The sequence below is a fragment of the Pseudarthrobacter sulfonivorans genome (genome assembly GCF_024391045.1).
GTDB lineage: Bacteria > Actinomycetota > Actinomycetes > Actinomycetales > Micrococcaceae > Arthrobacter > Arthrobacter sulfonivorans_B.
Genome location: NZ_JANFCZ010000016.1, coordinates 61220 through 77530, shown reverse-complemented (window position 1 = coordinate 77530; position 16311 = coordinate 61220). Strand labels below are relative to the sequence as shown.

General features: G+C 65.2%; 20 protein-coding genes. 11 read left to right on the top strand and 9 right to left on the bottom strand.

Annotated features, from left to right (window positions below):
* Window positions 1–145 precede the first annotated feature (145 nt).
* Window positions 146–1159 carry a UDP-glucose 4-epimerase GalE gene (gene galE / locus NQJ30_RS12005; protein WP_255770145.1) on the bottom strand — a complete coding sequence of 338 codons (1014 nt, stop codon included), beginning with the start codon at window positions 1157–1159 and terminating at the stop codon, window positions 146–148.
* 65 nt (window positions 1160–1224) lie between these two features.
* Here galE and NQJ30_RS12000 point away from each other — a divergent pair, with 65 nt between their 5' ends.
* Together NQJ30_RS12000 and NQJ30_RS11995 are read left to right on the top strand one after the other, a co-directional pair.
* Entirely contained in the window at window positions 1225–1836 is a 612-nt protein-coding gene (locus tag NQJ30_RS12000; RefSeq protein ID WP_255770144.1) for a TetR/AcrR family transcriptional regulator, read from the top strand.
* 91 nt (window positions 1837–1927) lie between these two features.
* Window positions 1928–2539, top strand: coding sequence for a hypothetical protein (locus NQJ30_RS11995; protein ID WP_255770143.1), 612 nt, complete (start codon window positions 1928–1930; stop codon window positions 2537–2539).
* 10 nt (window positions 2540–2549) lie between these two features.
* Here the strand turns inward: NQJ30_RS11995 and NQJ30_RS11990 are convergent, their stop codons facing one another.
* Window positions 2550–3290 (bottom strand): aquaporin, encoded by a 741-nt coding sequence (locus NQJ30_RS11990; RefSeq protein ID WP_255770142.1) that lies wholly within the window; start codon window positions 3288–3290, stop codon window positions 2550–2552.
* Between the two features lie 45 nt (window positions 3291–3335).
* Here NQJ30_RS11990 and NQJ30_RS11985 point away from each other — a divergent pair, with 45 nt between their 5' ends.
* A complete protein-coding gene (locus tag NQJ30_RS11985) occupies window positions 3336–4004 on the top strand; it encodes an arsenate reductase/protein-tyrosine-phosphatase family protein (protein WP_255770141.1) in 669 nt (222 codons plus the stop codon).
* Window positions 4005–4043: 39 nt separating this feature from the next.
* Window positions 4044–4469 (top strand): arsenate reductase ArsC, encoded by a 426-nt coding sequence (locus tag NQJ30_RS11980; RefSeq protein WP_255770140.1) that lies wholly within the window; start codon window positions 4044–4046, stop codon window positions 4467–4469.
* 7 nt (window positions 4470–4476) lie between these two features.
* On the opposite strand, the gene NQJ30_RS11975 is transcribed toward NQJ30_RS11980, so the two are convergent.
* Together NQJ30_RS11975 and dapD are read right to left on the bottom strand one after the other, a co-directional pair.
* Window positions 4477–5328: a hypothetical protein gene (locus tag NQJ30_RS11975; RefSeq protein WP_441339095.1), complete on the bottom strand. Its 852-nt coding sequence runs from the start codon at window positions 5326–5328 to the stop codon at window positions 4477–4479.
* A 4-nt stretch (window positions 5329–5332) separates the two neighbouring features.
* On the bottom strand, window positions 5333–6361 hold the full coding sequence (gene dapD / locus NQJ30_RS11970) for a 2,3,4,5-tetrahydropyridine-2,6-dicarboxylate N-succinyltransferase (protein WP_255770139.1): 1029 nt from the start codon (window positions 6359–6361) through the stop codon (window positions 5333–5335).
* Window positions 6362–6412: 51 nt separating this feature from the next.
* Between dapD and dapE the strand changes: the two genes are divergently transcribed.
* Window positions 6413–7549: a succinyl-diaminopimelate desuccinylase gene (gene dapE / locus NQJ30_RS11965; protein ID WP_255770138.1), complete on the top strand. Its 1137-nt coding sequence runs from the start codon at window positions 6413–6415 to the stop codon at window positions 7547–7549.
* 63 nt (window positions 7550–7612) lie between these two features.
* Here dapE and NQJ30_RS11960 read toward each other — a convergent pair whose 3' ends face one another.
* Genes NQJ30_RS11960 through NQJ30_RS11945 form a run of 4 tightly spaced genes read right to left on the bottom strand, consistent with a single transcriptional unit; the run spans window position 7613 to window position 10879 of the window.
* Entirely contained in the window at window positions 7613–8464 is an 852-nt protein-coding gene (locus NQJ30_RS11960) for an amino acid ABC transporter permease (RefSeq protein ID WP_255770137.1), read from the bottom strand.
* On the bottom strand, window positions 8461–9108 hold the full coding sequence (locus NQJ30_RS11955; RefSeq protein WP_255770136.1) for an amino acid ABC transporter permease: 648 nt from the start codon (window positions 9106–9108) through the stop codon (window positions 8461–8463). The genes NQJ30_RS11960 and NQJ30_RS11955 overlap by 4 nt, the downstream gene beginning before the upstream one ends.
* A 60-nt stretch (window positions 9109–9168) precedes the next feature.
* Window positions 9169–10068 carry a glutamate ABC transporter substrate-binding protein gene (locus NQJ30_RS11950; protein ID WP_255770135.1) on the bottom strand — a complete coding sequence of 300 codons (900 nt, stop codon included), beginning with the start codon at window positions 10066–10068 and terminating at the stop codon, window positions 9169–9171.
* 55 nt (window positions 10069–10123) lie between these two features.
* A complete protein-coding gene (locus NQJ30_RS11945) occupies window positions 10124–10879 on the bottom strand; it encodes an amino acid ABC transporter ATP-binding protein (RefSeq protein WP_255770134.1) in 756 nt (251 codons plus the stop codon).
* A 116-nt stretch (window positions 10880–10995) separates the two neighbouring features.
* Between NQJ30_RS11945 and NQJ30_RS11940 the strand changes: the two genes are divergently transcribed.
* From NQJ30_RS11940 to NQJ30_RS11925, 4 genes are all read left to right on the top strand, one after another.
* Window positions 10996–11781, top strand: a complete 786-nt coding sequence (locus NQJ30_RS11940) for a TIGR00730 family Rossman fold protein (RefSeq protein WP_255770133.1) — start codon at window positions 10996–10998, stop codon at window positions 11779–11781.
* Between the two features lie 23 nt (window positions 11782–11804).
* Window positions 11805–12224 (top strand): DivIVA domain-containing protein, encoded by a 420-nt coding sequence (locus NQJ30_RS11935; RefSeq protein ID WP_255770132.1) that lies wholly within the window; start codon window positions 11805–11807, stop codon window positions 12222–12224.
* Window positions 12221–13468, top strand: coding sequence for a hypothetical protein (locus NQJ30_RS11930; protein WP_255770131.1), 1248 nt, complete (start codon window positions 12221–12223; stop codon window positions 13466–13468). Before NQJ30_RS11935 ends, NQJ30_RS11930 begins: the two co-directional genes overlap by 4 nt.
* 233 nt (window positions 13469–13701) lie before the next feature.
* Window positions 13702–13869, top strand: coding sequence for a DUF3117 domain-containing protein (locus tag NQJ30_RS11925; protein ID WP_009357720.1), 168 nt, complete (start codon window positions 13702–13704; stop codon window positions 13867–13869).
* Between the two features lie 59 nt (window positions 13870–13928).
* On the opposite strand, the gene NQJ30_RS11920 is transcribed toward NQJ30_RS11925, so the two are convergent.
* Window positions 13929–14561, bottom strand: coding sequence for an O-methyltransferase (locus NQJ30_RS11920; protein WP_255770130.1), 633 nt, complete (start codon window positions 14559–14561; stop codon window positions 13929–13931).
* A gap of 229 nt (window positions 14562–14790) precedes the next feature.
* Here NQJ30_RS11920 and sigE point away from each other — a divergent pair, with 229 nt between their 5' ends.
* Both sigE and NQJ30_RS11910 read left to right on the top strand, forming a co-directional pair.
* Window positions 14791–15405 (top strand): RNA polymerase sigma factor SigE, encoded by a 615-nt coding sequence (gene sigE / locus NQJ30_RS11915; protein WP_255770129.1) that lies wholly within the window; start codon window positions 14791–14793, stop codon window positions 15403–15405.
* Window positions 15406–15413: 8 nt separating this feature from the next.
* Window positions 15414–16262: an anti-sigma factor family protein gene (locus NQJ30_RS11910; RefSeq protein WP_255770128.1), complete on the top strand. Its 849-nt coding sequence runs from the start codon at window positions 15414–15416 to the stop codon at window positions 16260–16262.
* The last annotated feature ends 49 nt before the right edge of the window (window positions 16263–16311 follow it).

Below are 16311 nucleotides of genomic sequence, written 5' to 3'. Positions count from 1 at the left end.
CGCGTGGACTGACTGAATTACGACGGCGGCCGCTCACCTTTCACAGGTGAGCGGCCGTTTCGCGTTAACCACCATCCATTGCTGAGTAACTGCCCTTTTGGGGGCTCAAAGGGCAGTTACGGAGCAATCGATGGGGAAGGCAGGGTCAGGAGGCGTAGCCCTGGGGGTTGTTCTTCTGCCAGCGCCAGTGGTCTTCGCACATCTCGTCCACGGTTTTGGTGGTGGACCAGCTGAGGTCGGCCAGGGCGGAGGTGGCGTCGGCCCAGAACGCGGGGAGGTCGCCCGCCCGGCGCTCGGTGATCTCGTACGGAATGGGCTGGCCCACGGCCTTCTCGAAGGAGCGCAGGACCTCCAGGACGGAGGAGCCCTTTCCGGAGCCGAGGTTCCAGCGGAAGACGCCCGTGCGGTCGGCGACGTGGTTCAGGGCGGCCACGTGGCCTTGGGCGAGATCCACCACGTGGATGTAGTCGCGCAGGCAGGTGCCGTCAGGGGTGCCGTAGTCGCCGCCGAAGATCATGAGCTTCTCACGGCGGCCCACGGCCACCTGGGCGATGAACGGGACCAGGTTGTTGGGGATGCCCTGGGGATCCTCGCCGATCCGGCCCGACGGGTGGGCGCCCACCGGATTGAAGTAGCGCAGCAGGGCGATGTGCCAGCGGCTGTCCGCGGCGCCGAGGTCCGCGAGGATGTCCTCGATCTGTTCCTTGGTGCGTCCGTAGGGGTTGTTGGCGCCGATTTCCATTTTTTCCACGTAAGGGATGGGGTTGTGCTCGCCGTAGACGGTGGCGGACGAACTGAAGACGATGGAGCGCACGTCATGGCGGTCCATGACCCGGATCAGGTTCAGTGTGCCCACGAGGTTGTTGTAGTAGTACTTGAGCGGCTCGCGGACGGATTCGCCCACCGCCTTGAGTCCGGCGAAGTGGATCACCGCCTCGATCCCGCTGCCGGCGAAGACGGCGTCCACGGCGGCTTCGTCCACGAGGTCCACGTGGTGGAATTCCGCGGCCTTGCCGCTAAGTTCGGCGACGCGGCGCAGGGACTCCTCGCTGGAGTTCACCAGGTTGTCGATCACCACCACCTCATGGCCGGCTTCCTGCAGGGACAAAACAGTGTGGGAGCCGATGTAACCGGTGCCACCGGTGACCAGAATTTTCATGGGTCCAACGCTATCCCAAGTCGTCCGGTTCGCGGATTTAAGCACGGGTGTGCTAAATAATAAGGGTGCCTAAAATTGTTGACGCCGAAGCCCGGCGCGCGGAAATTGTCGACGCCGTCTTCCGGATTATCGCGGTGGACGGGCTGGAGCGCGCGTCCCTGCGCGAGGTGGCCGACGAGGCCGGGCTGGCCGTCGGTTCGGTCCGGCACTACTTCGCTGGCAGTGAGGCGATGCTCCGGTTTGCGTTTGCCACCGTCGTGGACCGGATCGTGGTCCGGCTCACGGCGGCCCTTCCGGCGATCGGGGCCAGCGGGCGCGGCACGGCCGCGCGGCACGAGGCCGTTTTAACCCTGCTGGGTGAATTCCTGCCGCTGGACGAGGAGCGGGCCGTGGAGGCCTGCGTCTGGATGGCCTTCAAAAATGCCGCCAGGATCCGGCCCTACCTTGCCGCGGAAGGTGACCGCAGCCACCGGGAGGTGGCCGCCGTTGTCGGGCAGGTGATCACGGCCCTGGTCAGCGACGACGTCGACGGTCAGCAGTCGCTGATTGTCGAGGCAGAGAGGCTCCTGGCGATGCTCGACGGGCTCTGCATGCACGCCCTCCTTCAGCCCGGCTGGATGACTGCGCAGATGTGCCGTGACGTCCTGGACCGGCACGTGAGGAGCTTGGCCGGCTGACATTACCGTCCGCTGGCATCGGGAATAGACTGGGATTCGGGGAAGCAGAGCGGCCGGACGCCGGAAACGGCAGGCCAGAGGAGGAATTGGGATGCAGCAGACAGGTGGTTCTGGTTGGCAGATCACGACGGACACGTCCGGGCCCCTGATGATCGCGCTCTTCGTCCGTGATGCGGCAGGCCTGGACGGCGCGGGCCACCCGGCAGTCTCACACGCAGCGCCCAAGGTTCGCCACGCCGACCACCAGCATCTCACCGCCGACGTGGGCGGTATGAGCGCCCTCAAAACCGAGTGGGAAGCTTGGTGGGAACAATTGCTCAAATCGCATCCGCAGACCGCGCCGGAACTCTCGCCGCCGGATTTTGAGGCCTTCGGCAACTCCCCGGCGCTCCAGCGCGTGCTGCAGGCGCACTTCGGCTCAGCCCTGGTCTGGGCGCGGGAACGCCGGAGCGAATACGCCCGGCTGGAGGCGGAACGGATAGCCAGCGGGTCGGACCAGCTGTTAGGCGACATGGTGGATGACCGCCTGATGGAGGTGGGCCGGGAGGCACGGGACTTCAACCTGACGATCATCGAATTGCCGTTGAACGAACAGCGTGCCTGGTACTTGGAACCGGACAAAATCATCATGAGCCACAACCTCATGTCGCAGCCGGAACTCTTCCGCAGCTACGTCCAGCCGGTGGTGGAAATCCTCGCCTAGGGGGAGCGGGCTACGAGCGGGCCGCTTGCGTTCCCTGCGGCGCAACCACGTCAGGATGGACGCGGTCAGCAGCCGGGAACAGGGCCAGCAGCAGCCCGGTGCCAACGGCTGCACCCACCAGCTGGGCGATCACGAAGCCGGGAACCGATGCGGGCGCGATGCCGGCGAACGTGTCGCTGAAGATGCGGCCAACCGTTACGGCGGGGTTGGCGAACGACGTCGACGAGGTAAACCAGTACGCTGCACCGATATAAGCGCCCACGGCGGGGGCTGCGAGGGCGCTCCGCCGGGTGGCTGCCAAGGCGAAGATCAGCAGGACGAGCCCCGCGGTGGCCACGATCTCTCCGATGAGGTGCCCCGTACCGGCCCGGTCTTTGGCTGAGATGGACGTGCCGACCTCGAACATCGCGTTCGCGACCACACTGCCGCTGATCCCGCCCACGGTCTGGGCAAGGACGTAGGTTCCCAGCTCCGGCAGGCTCAGGCCCGTCCCGTTTCGCCGGTGCAGGATCCAGTCTGCAAGGGACACCACGGGGTTGAAGTGAGCCCCACTGACTGGCCCCAGAACGAGAATCAGCACCGTCAGACCAAATACGGTGGCGGTGCTGTTTTGCAGCAGCTGCAGGCCTACATCATTGGGGGAGAGCTGCTGGGCGGCGATCCCGGAACCTACAACGATCATTACCAGCACGCCGGTGCCGAGCAATTCGGCCCCGGCGCGGCGCCACAGCGGTGGTTGGTGAGAAGTCATGCAAACAGCTTGACGGACAGAATTAGCTCAGTCAAAATTGAGGCAATGGAGACTGATGCAGCCTTTCGTGCGCGGGTGGCCAAACATGCGGCCCTCGCCGATCCGGCGCGCCTTCGCATCGTGGACCTCCTGACGCTGGGAGACTCTTCGCCCACGGAGCTGCAGGCCGAGCTGGGCATGGCCTCAAACCTGCTGTCCCATCATCTGCGCACCTTGGAGGGCGCAGGACTCTGCAGGCGCCACCGTTCGGAGGCGGATAAGCGCCGCACCTACATCCGGCTTGCCCCGGGTGCGTTGGACGGGCTGGTGCCTGGCCGCGACCATGCAGCCCGCCGCGTCCTGTTCGTCTGCACCCACAACAGCGCGAGGTCGCAGCTGGCCACCGCGCTCTGGCAGCAGATGAGCCACATTCCGGCAGCGTCCGCGGGGACGCATCCCGCAGACCGCATCGCCCCCGGTGCCATCAGCGTTGCAGGCCGCCACGGCGTCGAGCTCGCGGACGTGCCCCCGCGCCGGCTCGGCGACGTGGCCCGCGCTGAAGACTTCGTGGTGACCGTGTGCGACAACGCCCATGAGGAACTCCCGGACCTGGGCCGGATCCACTGGTCCGTCCCCGATCCCCTCAGGCTCAACACTGACGCGGCCTTCGAGGGCGCCTACGCCGACATTGCCGGCCGCATCAGCGACCTCGCGCCCAGGCTGCACGCCGCCTGAGCCCTCATCCGCCACCATCTATCGAGAAGGAGAAACCACGTGAGCACCGAGACCGCCAGGAAGCCCTCCGTTTTGTTTGTCTGCGTCCACAATGCCGGCCGTTCGCAGATGGCCGCGGCCTTCCTTACGACCATGGCCAAGGGCGACATTGAGGTCCGCTCCGCCGGGTCCCGGCCCGCCGGCAAGGTCAACCCGGCCGCCGTCGAGGCCATGGCGGAACTGGGCATCGACATGTCTGCTGAGATCCCCAAGGTTCTGACCACCGAAGCTGTGCAGGAATCGGACGTCGTGATCACCATGGGCTGCGGCGATGAATGCCCCTACTTCCCCGGAAAGCGTTACGAGGACTGGGTCCTGGAGGATCCTGCGGGCCAGGGCCTGGAATCCGTCCGCCCCATCCGTGACGAGATCAAGGGCCGGATCGAAGGACTCATCCAGTCCCTCATCCCTGCCCCTCGGGCCTGACCTCGCTCTAGGGCGCAGGCGCCACGGTGATCCGGACCTGTCCGTCCGGCGCGTCCGATTCCTCCCAGCCGGCCTGGTTCTTGCGGAGCCAGCGGTGCCCGGCGACATCGACCTGTACTACAGCCAGGTCCTTGGCGTTGGCCACAGCCCACTGGGCCACAGACCATGCCTGGCTGCCGCCGGCCTCCACCACCAGGGACCCGCCCTCCACAGCCGTGGTGAGCTCTCCATAGGCCAGTGACAGCTCCACGTCCACCGTATCCGGCTGGCCGGCCGCGTCGGGAGCACGCAGCGTACACTGCAGGGCAGCCGTGCTCTGGCCGGACAAAGCCGACGCGAACGACCGGGCCATCACCTCGTGCTGCGCATAAGCGGCGGGAAAGGCGGAGCGTTGGACGCGCTGGGCGGCGTCCGTGATGTCCAGGGATTCGTAGCCTGGTATTTTGACCAGGGCGTCGTAGAACGCATTGGCGGCAAAGTACGGATCCATAATCTGCTCCTGGGTTCCCCACCCCTGGGACGGACGCTGTTGAAACAGCCCGCGGGAGTCAGGTCCCGCCTGGTCCCCGCGGCCGATGTTGCGCAATTTCGATTCCTGCATCGCAGTGGCCACCGCGATGCTGGCTGCCCGCGCAGGGAGCCCCCGCCGGACCGCCACTGCCGTAATTAGGGCGGCATTGGCAGCCTGATCGGTGGCAAGCTCCGCTGACTGTGCGCCGGTGTCGGCCGTGCAGCGTTCCGAAACCAGTGTTTCGGAACGCTGCACGATGGCCACCACCGTGTAGACGCCGCCCGCTATCAGTGCCAGGGCAAGCAGAAGCACTGTGGCACGCCGGAAGCCACGTCCCCTCGGCGCCACCGCGTCAGTTGGCGTGGAGGGCGTCGTTCAGTTCCACCGTCTGACCCTTGCGGGGCAAGGCTTCGACGGCGCCGGTGGTGGAGTTGCGGCGGAAGAGGAGATTGGGAACGCCGGACAGCTCAGCCGCCTTGACGATCTTGGTGGTGTCCTCGCCCACTTCGTCCTTGGGTCCGGGAACGCGAACGCGGGTGCCGGCAGTCACGTAGAGGCCGGCCTCCACCACGGAGTCATCGCCGATGCTGATGCCTACGCCGGAGTTTGCGCCCAGCAGGACGCGCTCGCCTACGGCGATCCGCTCCTTGCCGCCGCCCGAGAGGGTACCCATGATGGAGGCACCGCCGCCGACGTCGCTGCCGTCGCCGGTGACCACACCGGCGGAGATGCGGCCTTCCACCATGGAGGTTCCGAGTGTGCCGGCGTTGAAGTTCACGAAGCCTTCGTGCATCACGGTGGTGCCTTCGGCGAGGTGGGCGCCGAGGCGGACGCGGTCGGCGTCGGCAATCCGGACACCGGAGGGTACAACGTAGTCCACCATGCGCGGGAACTTGTCGATCCCGTACACGGTGACGGCGCCGCGGCGGCGCAGCCGGGCCCGGGTCAGCTCGAAGCCTTCCACGGCGGCCGGGCCGAAGTTGGTCCAGACAACGTTCGGGAGCTTGCCGAAGATGCCGTCCAGGTTGATGGTGTTGGGCTGCACCAACCGGTGGGAGAGCAGGTGCAGGCGAAGGTAGGCGTCTGCCGTGTCGGCCGGGGCTTCATCGAGGTTGATCTGGACGAAGACCACTTTCTGCTCAGTGCCGCGGTCCTGGTCGATGCCGTCCTCGGCGAGCTGGACCAGGGCGGCGTCGGCGTTTTCCACGGCACGCAGGCTGTCGGCCGCGATGCCCAGGGCCGGTGCCGGGAACCATACGTCCAGCACCGTGGCATCGGCGGTGCCGGTGGTGATGGTGGCCAACCCGAAGCCGTACGCGGAGCGGTCGTCGGAGGTTGTGTTCTGGTCTTCGGGCGCGGCGGAGGTAGCGGTGTCAGTCATGCCCCCCAGTCTAGCGAGAGGCGGGCGCGCGGTTCGAACTAGACTGGCAACGTGACTGCCGAGACCGCTCCAGAACCGACCACCGATCCTTTGGACCTCCGCCAGGATGTCGCGGTGCTCACCGCCACCCTGATGGACATCAACAGTGTGTCCGGGAATGAGGGGGAACTGGCCGACGCCGTCGACGTGGCCCTGCGTGCGATTCCTCAGCTTCGCGTGGTCCGCGACGGTGACTCCATCATCGCCCGCACCGAACTGGGACGGACGGAACGTGTCATCCTGGCCGGGCACCTGGACACCGTGCCTTTGCCCGCCACCGATGGTGCCCGGGGCACCGTCCCTTCGATGTGGGAATCCGGCATCCCGGGGGAAGGCGTCCTCTATGGGCGCGGAGCGACCGACATGAAGGGCGGAGTCGCGGTGCAGCTTGCGCTCGCGGCCACAATGTTCGACGGCGGTGCCTCGCCGAAGCGGGATGTCACCTTTGTCTTCTATGACCATGAAGAAGTGGAAGCGGTCAAGAGCGGACTGGGCCGCCTGGTCCGCAACCACGGCGACCTCCTGGACGGCGATTTTGCCATTCTCCTGGAACCGACACACGGCACCGTAGAGGGCGGTTGTAACGGGACCAGCCGCTTTGAGGCCACCACCGTGGGGGAGGCCGCCCATTCCGCCCGGGCCTGGATGGGCAGCAACGCCATCCACGCCGCCGCGCCCATCCTCGCCCGGCTGGCCGCCTACGAACCGCAGACCATCAACGTTGACGGGCTCGACTACCGCGAGAGCCTCAATGCCGTGAAGATCAACGGCGGCACCGCGGGAAACGTCATTCCGGACCGGTGCGTGGTGGAAATAAATTACCGCTTCGCTCCGGACAAGTCTCCCGACCAGGCAGAGGCAGTAGTCCGCGAGCTTCTGGCGGGCTTCGAGGTAGTGCGCACCGACGCCGCCGCCGGCGCGCGTCCCGGACTTAACCACCCCGCCGCCGCGTCCTTCGTGGCCGCCGTCGGCGCTGAGCCCAAACCCAAATACGGTTGGACCGACGTCGCGCGTTTCAGCGAACTGGGTATCCCGGCGGTCAACTTCGGCCCCGGCGATCCGCTGCTGGCCCACAAGGATGAAGAGCACGTCGACGCCGACGCCATTCGCGAATGCCTGCGGGCGCTCCGGAGCTGGCTCGCAAACTAAGCACGGGCAAGCAAAGGGCGCGGATCCTGAGGATCCGCGCCCTTTGCTTCTGTACTCCAGCCCCTAGACCTCCTGCGGGACAGCCGCCGCCGGAATAACGGCCGCGCCGGGTTTGCGCGACAGCCGCTTCTCGAGCCATTTGGCAAAGGCGGCCAGTATCAGGCACATGCCCACATACAGTACGGCGGCGACAATGGCGGCCGGGATGATCGGCGAGCCGTACTGGATCTGGCTGCCGAAGTATTTCGCCTGGAACAGGATCTCGTTGTAGGTAACGATGAAGCCCAAAGCCGTGTCCTTAAGGATGACCACCAACTGCGAGATGATCACTGGGAGCATGGCCCGGACGGCCTGTGGGAGCAGGATGCTGGTCATGACAGCGCTCTTGGGGAGACCGATGGCATAGCCAGCTTCGCTCTGCCCTCGCGGCAGTGACTCAATGCCCGCGCGGAATACCTCGGCCAGGACGGAGCCGTTGTAGAGGACCAGACCGGCCACTACAGCGGTAAATGGTGTGATCCCCTGGACGCCCACTGTGGGCAGGCCGTAATAGAAAATCATCATCAGGATCAGTAGCGGCACCGCGCGGAACAGCTCCGTAAACCCGTAACAGGGCAGGCTGATCCATTTGCGGTCCGACAGGCGCCCGAAAGCCAGCAGAATGCCGAGGACCAGGCTCAGAACAGCTGCGGTGGCGAACGCGGACAACGTGGCACCCACGGACTGGGCGATGGTCTGCTGCACCAGCGGGAACGTAAATATTTGCCACTTCTTGGCGTCAAACTGGCCGCTTTCGGCGAAGCGCAGGATCACGAAGCCGATTATCAGCAGGATCACCAACGCAGTGAGAACACCGAGCAGCCGGTAGCGTGTCCGGGCTTTCGGGCCGGGGGCGTCGAAGAGAACGGAGCTCATCGGGTGACCTTCCACTTCTGTTCAAGTTTTCGCTGAAGCGCGGAAAGCATGAATACGAGGATGATAAAGACCAAGGCGACCCAGAGCAGCCCGGTCAGGGCAGGCTCTCCGCGTTCTGAAAGATTCGCCCGGATGGCGCCCGCTTCAAAGACCGAAAAACCTGCAGCGACGGTGGTGTTCTTGAGCAGCGCGATGAAGACACTGAACATCGGCGGAATCACTGCCCGGAACGCCTGGGGCAGGATCACCAGGGTCAGGGTCTGAGTGAAGGGGAGCCCGATGGCGCGGGCGGCCTCGGCCTGACCCACCGGCACGGTGTTGATTCCGGACCGGACTGCTTCTGCCACGTAGGTGGCTGTGTAGAGGCTCAAGCCGATGATGGCCGCCGTCGTGAAGTCGATGGGGACGAGTCCGAGCTTGGGGTAGCCGAGGGCGAAGAAGAAGAGCACCAGAGTCAACGGGGTATTGCGCACGATGTTGACGTACGCGGTGGCCACGGCCCGCATGGCCGGAACCGGCGAGACCCGGAGGCTGGCCACAATGGTGCCGAGAATCATGGCAAAGATCGCCGAGAAGAAAAACAGTATGAGCGTATTCCGAAACCCCGTGATGAAGAGATCAGAGTTATTCAGCAGCGTATTCACAGAATCGTCGCTTTCAGCAGGTGTTGTGGGGCGGCGCAATGGCCGCCCCACAACGTTGGTTTAGTAGTTATCTACTGCGGGCTGCTGGACTTTGGTGCCCGACTGGCCGAGGGTCTTGTCGTAGATCTTCTGCCAGACCGAACCGCCGTCGGTGAGCGTCTTATTGATGAACTGGCGAAGGGCGGTATCGCCCTTCTTGAGTCCCACACCGTACTTTTCGGTGGTGAACGGTTCGCCCACTACCTTCAGGTTGTCAGGTTCCTGGGCGGCGTAGCCGAGCAGGATGGCCTGGTCCGTGGTGACCGCGTCAACCTGGCCGCTCTTGAGGGCCTCGACGCACTGCGAGTAAGTGTCAAACTCAGTGGTCTTCGTGTCCGGGAAGTTCGCCTTGATGTTCTGAATGGGCGTGGATCCCGTGGCAGAACAAACGTTCTTGCCTGAGAGATCCTTTTCGGTCTTGATGGTTGAGTTGTCCTTCTTGACCAGGAGACCCTGCCCGGTGACAAAGTACGGCCCGGCGAAGTCGATCAACTGTTTGCGCTTGTCAGTGATGGAGTACGTGCCGACGTAGTAGTCGATGTCACCGTTGGTGATGGCAGACTCGCGGTTTGCCGAGGGAATCGGCTTGAACTCGATCTTGTCCTTGGCGAGTCCGAGGGAGGCTGCGATCCACTGCGCGATTTCAATATCGAATCCGGAGTATTCGCCGGTTGCTGCGTCCTTGAAGCCCAGCCCGGGCTGGTCCTGCTTGACGCCGATGCGTACCTTGCCGCTGGACTTAATGGTGTCAAACGTCGGGCTGCCGGTGATTGAGACGTTGTCGGCGACCTTGTAGGGAGCTTCGTCCGCGCCCGAGGGGGAAGTACCGCCGCCGGTTCCGCCACAGGCGCTGAGTCCGAGCGCCAAAGCCGCAGTTGCTGCCAGCAGCATCGGCCTCTTCCGGAGTGAAAATGTCTTCATCAGGTACCTTTCATTGGTGGCCGCCGGTAAGCGGCCGGGTGCGTGGGTGAAGCTGTCAGTGGGTGAGGAGCTTGGACAGGAAGTCTTTGGCCCGGTTGCTTTGGGGATTGGTGAAGAACTCCTCGGGCTTGGCGTCCTCCACGATCTGACCGTCCGCCATGAAGACCACACGGTCAGCAGCCTTCCGGGCGAAGCCCATTTCGTGGGTGACCACAACCATGGTCATGCCTTCCTTGGCCAACTGGACCATGACGTCCAAGACTTCATTGATCATCTCGGGGTCCAAGGCAGACGTGGGCTCGTCGAAGAGCATGACCTTGGGTTTCATGGCCAGGGCGCGGGCAATGGCCACGCGCTGCTGCTGGCCGCCGGAAAGCTGTGCCGGCAGTTTGGGAGCCTGCGCGCCAACCCCGACACGTTCCAACAACGCCATGGCCTCTTTGTCCGCCTGCGCCTTCGGCGTGCCCCTGACCTTGATCAGTCCCAAGGTGACGTTCTCAAGGATTGTCTTGTGGGCGAACAGATTAAAGGACTGAAACACCATGCCGACGTCGGCCCGCAGCCTGGCAAGCTCCTTGCCTTCGTCCGGGAGCACCTTGCCGTCAATGCTGATGGTGCCGCCTTCAATCGTTTCCAGCCGGTTGATGGCACGGCACAGCGTGGACTTGCCCGAGCCTGAGGGCCCGATGACAACAACCACTTCGCCCTTCTTGACCTGGAGATTGATGTCCTTCAGAACGTGCAGCTGACCATAATGCTTATTCACACCGTTCAGGGAGACGAGCGCGTCGCCGGGCACATGAGTAGTCATAAGAAGAATCTAGCGAACAAAGACCGCCTATGACGGGAATCACGCCATGTTCCCGCTGAATCGTGATTCAAGAGATACCTGCCGCCGGCACGGCACGGGGGCACTAGCCTAGGGGGATGAGCATCAACGCAGATCCGGCAAAATCCACTCAGCCGCGCCGTAAGGGTCCCCTCGAACTACGCCGCAAGCAGGCAGCTGTGGAAATGTCCGATCAGCATCTGCTCGATACCAAGGGCGCCGGGCAGTTCGTCCATTCTGATCCGTGGCGGGTGCTGCGGATCCAAAGCGAATTCGTCGAGGGTTTCGGAGCGCTCGCTGACCTGGGGCCGGCCGTGAGCGTGTTCGGGTCTGCGCGCACCAAACCGGGGAGCCCGTTCTACGAAATGGGCATGGCGGTGGGGCGGCACCTCGCAACCGCCGGCGTGGCGGTCATTACCGGCGGCGGGCCGGGCTCCATGGAAGCCGCCAACCGCGGCACCGTGGAAGGAAACGGCGTCTCTGTTGGCTTGGGCATCGAACTGCCCTTCGAACAGGGCCTGAACCAGTGGGTGGACCTCGGCATCAACTTCCGCTATTTCTTTGCGCGGAAGACCATGTTCGTCAAATACGCCCAAGGCTTTATTGTCCTCCCCGGCGGACTGGGAACCCTGGACGAACTGTTTGAGGCGATGGTCCTGGTCCAGACCCGGAAAGTGACGTCGTTCCCGATCGTGCTCCTGGGCGTTGACTTCTGGGGGCCGATGATCGAATGGATCCGCGGCACGCTGGTAGCTGAAGGGATGGTTTCCGAAAAGGACCTGGACCTGATCCAGGTGGTGGACGATCCCGCCGAGGCTGTGGAGCGTGTGCTGCACGGCACGGTCCGGGCGCCCTCAACCAACGGGGACCAGCGGCCCGAATAGCCGGGTCGCCCGGATCTGGCACGATGGGTGCTGTGAGTTTTTTCCTCGTCTTCCTCGCCGTTGTGCTCATCGGCGCCGCCCTGTGGGCCGGCACCGGTGGTTCCCGCGGCATCCTGAGCCGTGTCCGCCGTAACCCGGGCCGTGGCATCAATTCCGCCGCCGCCCCCGCGGACGAAGACTCTCCGGCGGCGGGACTGCTCTACGCCGGGTTCGCCCAGCCCCCGGCCAACCTTCCGCCGGTGTTGTTGCCGGCGGAAGCCGCACCGGCGGACGTCGATCACATCAGGTTCTCCCTGGGTCTCCGCGGCTACCGGATGGACCAGGTGGACCAGGTCCTCGACGAACTGCGCGACCAACTGGCAGCCAAAGACGCGGAACTGGGAGAGCTCCGGACCAGGCTGCTGGAAGCCGAACGGGCGGCGCCGCCGGAGACCGGCACTTGAGCACTCGAACCGGTGACAGGACAGGCCCGACGGCGTCCCTCACCGCCCTTGGCGCCCGCGCCACGGGTGCCGTCCGCGGCTGGCCGTGGTGGCTGCAGGTAGCAGCCCTTTACATCGCGGCCCGCCTGGTCAGTGCCTGCATCTTTATCGCCGCCGCCCGGCACCAGGGACCAAATCCCTGGTTTCCCCCCAACCCTGATTACTGGAACTTCATCAACATCTGGGATGCCCGCTGGTACGCCCGGATCATCACTAACGGATACCCCTCCACCCTGCCCACGGACGGCGCGGGCAACGTGCAGGAAAACGGATGGGCCTTCTACCCGCTCTTCCCTGCCCTCGGCCGCGGGCTGGCAGGCCTGACGGGAGCCAGCCCGGCCGCGGCGCTGACGGTGGTGGCCATGGTGTCCGGACTTGGTGCCGCCCTGGCCGTGTATTGCCTGTTCAGGCACAAGGCACCGCACGCTACGGCGATGTGGGGAACGGCGTTTTTCGCGACTTTTCCCGTCTCGGCCATCTTGCAGGTCCCCTATGCCGAACCCCTCACCATCTTCCTGCTGGCCACCACACTGTTGCTGGTGCTCCGGCAGCACTATCTGTGGGCCATGCCGGCAGTGGTGCTCCTGTGCCTTTCCCGCCCGGTGGGCGTCCCGTTGGCAGCCATGCTGGGAATCCTCCTGATCGCCAGGGCGGCGCACCGGGTCCGAACCGGGGCGGCAGGATCCCATAGCGTTCGCGAACTGGTTTCCCTGGCCGGCCTCACCGCCGTGTGCAGCGCCGCCGCCTTGTCGTGGCCGGTGGCGGCCTGGATTTCCACCGGCGACATCGCGGCCTACACCAAGACCGAAACGGTGTGGCGGGGGCAGGACCTGGTGCCCTTCAAGCCGTGGTTTGACACCGGCGTGGACCTTTTCGGCCCGGTCCTGGGCATCCTGGCCCCGTTCCTCTTCGCGGGCCTCTTTGCGCTCCTGCTGTTCACCAAACCGGTGGTGCGGCTTGGCCCGGAGCTGCGCCTGTGGTGCGCCTGCTACATGGGGTACCTGCTGCTGTTCCTGCACCCGCAGACCAGCACCTTCCGGATGCTCCTTCCGTTGTTTCCGCTGGCGCTCGGGGCAGCGCTGGTGTCCCGCTCGCGGGCGTTCCGCGGCACAGTCGTGGTGATGTTTGTCCTGCTCCAGGTCGTGTGGATCGTCTGGCTGTGGGCGTGGGCGCAGCTTCCGGGCGGCGGCGATTATCCGCCGTGACGGTCCACTGCACCGGGCCCGCAGCTCAGGGAATCCGACGCGGCCGCAAATGTCCATCGATTAGCTACGTGCGGGTAATTACAGGATAATAGGGAGTAAGCAGGGACAACAGGATTCAAAATGTTCAGCAATGGCGGCATCAGTACGGGCCGCCACGGCGGCTTGATTTGACCATGCGGACACAGCCCGCCCGGGCTGCTATGTCCTGGGACTAAATGGAGGGGAAATTCCTCATGGCGGCTATGAAACCACGCACGGGCGACGGCCCTATGGAAGTCACCAAGGAGGGCCGCAGCCTGATCATGCGCGTACCGCTCGAAGGCGGCGGACGGCTTGTGGTGGAACTGAACGCTGCGGAGGCGGCCAACCTTAAGGAATGCCTCGTGGGCGTTACCGAATAACTTCGGGACCGGAAAATCCAGTGGGACAGGGTGCGCGGCTACAGGCTGCGGGCCCTGTCCTATTTCTTGACGGCGACCAGCAGGCCGCTTCCGGTGGGCAGCATCGCTGAGGCGAGCCTGTCGTCGTCGCGAATTGCCTTCCCCACCTGGCGCAACACCACCGTATTGGCATCCCGGGCGGCAGGGTTGGCCACCCGGTCCTTGTCCAGGGCGTCGTTGATGATCAGCAGTCCGCCGGCCTTCAGGAGCCGGGTGGCCTGCTCCACGTAACCGGGCAGGCCGGGCTTGTCGGCGTCGATAAACACCAGGTCATAGGCGGCATCGGTGAGGCGCGGCAGGACATCGCCCGCACGGCCGGAGATGGTCCGGGTACGGTTGGCCGGGCTGCCGGCCTCCGAAAACGCCTCCCGTGCGGCCTTCAGGTGCTCCACATCCACGTCGATGGTGGTGAGTACCGCGTGCGGACCAAGGCCGCGCAGGATGCAGACCCCGGAGACGCCGGCCCCCGTTCCGATCTCCACCGCGGTCTGGGCCTTGGACCCGGCAGCGAGCACGGTCAGGACCGCGCCAACGCCCGTCCCGATGGGGGTAACACCCAGTTCGAAGGAACGCTCCCGGGCACGCAGCATGACCTCGTCCTCGGCGGGCAGATCTTCTGCATAGGACCAGCTCGTGGACTTGTCGGCGCTCATGGGGAATTCGCTTTCTGGGCGGCAGGGGAGTGTCTAGTACAGCCTACTGTGTCCGGTGGTGCCAGCCGCGGAAGGAATCCGTTGCGCCGTCGGCTGAAGGGCCCCGCCGATCAGGAAATTCCCAGCCAAATTTGAAATGATGGAGATCCGCTCATCCGCGAGGTGGTCGGCGCCGAACCAGAGATGTCAACAGTATCCGGGCGATAGCAATCCACGAGGGGAGTGGACGATGTCATCAGATGTGGCACCTGTCCCTGCAACAGAACTTTCCGCCGCCGCATGGGTCCGGCCCACCTGGGAAGAAGTGGTGTCCAACCACTCCGCCAAGGTGTACCGCCTCGCGTACCGCCTGACCGGAAACAAGTTCGACGCCGAGGACCTCACCCAGGAAGTCTTCGTGCGGGTCTTCCGTTCCCTGGAAAACTTCAAGCCCGGAACCCTCGACGGCTGGCTGCACCGGATCACCACCAACCTGTTCCTGGACCAGGCGCGGCGGAAGAGCCGCATACGCTTCGACGCGCTGGGCGAAGACGCGGAATCCCGGATCCCCGGGCGCGAGCCAGGTCCTGAACAGAGTTTCGAGCTAAACAACCTCGACCTGGACGTCCAGGCCGCCCTCGAGGAACTGCCGCCGGACTTCCGCGCCGCCGTCGTGCTCTGCGACCTGGAAGGCCTGTCCTACGACGAAGTGGCCGCCGCGCTGGGAGTGAAACTTGGCACGGTGCGTTCGCGGATCCACCGGGGCCGCACCATGCTGCGCGAGAAGCTGGCACACCGTGACCCCCGCCCGCAGCAAGGCCGGAAGCCAAAGCTGTCGCTGCCGCGTATCGCCGGCATCCTCTGATCGGCACCATGACGATCCAGAACCCCTTTGGCCGCCGGCACAACCGCGGCTCTGAACACCTCCAAGGCTGCCCCGAGTGCGCGGCGGCCGTAAAGCGCGAACGCCAGTACATCGAGCGGCTCCGCGAGGCAGCCGTGCCGCCGGCCAGCGACGACCTGACGGCCCGCCTCCTGGCCAGGACCGAGCTCCTGGCCGCCACTCCGGAGCCAGCCCCGAGGCCGCACCCCGGCGTGCGGGCACTTGCACTCACGGCCGGCGGCACGGCCGCCGCAGCCGGAATGCTTGCAGTCAGCGCCTTCGCGCTGGGCGGGGACGCGCTTCCGGCGGCAGGGGCTGCCATGAACGGTAACCTGATGCAGCACGCAGCCCAGCTGCCCGCGGACGGCAGTGCGCTCACTCTCGGGCAGCTGTCGGCGCTCCGCACGGAGGGATGGGTGTGCCCGGGCTTCGAGTCACTTGGCTTTCAGATCCGGAGCGCCAACGCCGTCACCGTCAACGGCTTGCCGGCCGTGGAGCTGCACCTCTCCGACGGGCAGCATTACGCAACGGTGGTGGAACAGCATCATGCCGCGGCGGGGCCCGGGACCGGAAACGCGGTGGTCAGCAGCCTCGCGCCCTGGACGGCCACTTATGCCACGGCCGCAGCCACGTTTACCGTGGAGTCCGACCTCCCCGCCGACCAGGCGGACGACACGCTCCCGGTGCTCCGGCAGCTGAGTTCCGTCGCCGCTGAGGGCATCGACGCAGGCGCCAGTGCAGCGTCCGGCACCGGCCCCGCAACGGCCGCGGACGAATCGCCGGCGGCGCGGATGGAACGCGGAATACACAAAATCGGGGAGATGCTGGCAGGGCAATGACGGCAGGTTTTCAGCCCGCCAGGCCCGAATCGTCAGAGCGGCTTCGGAG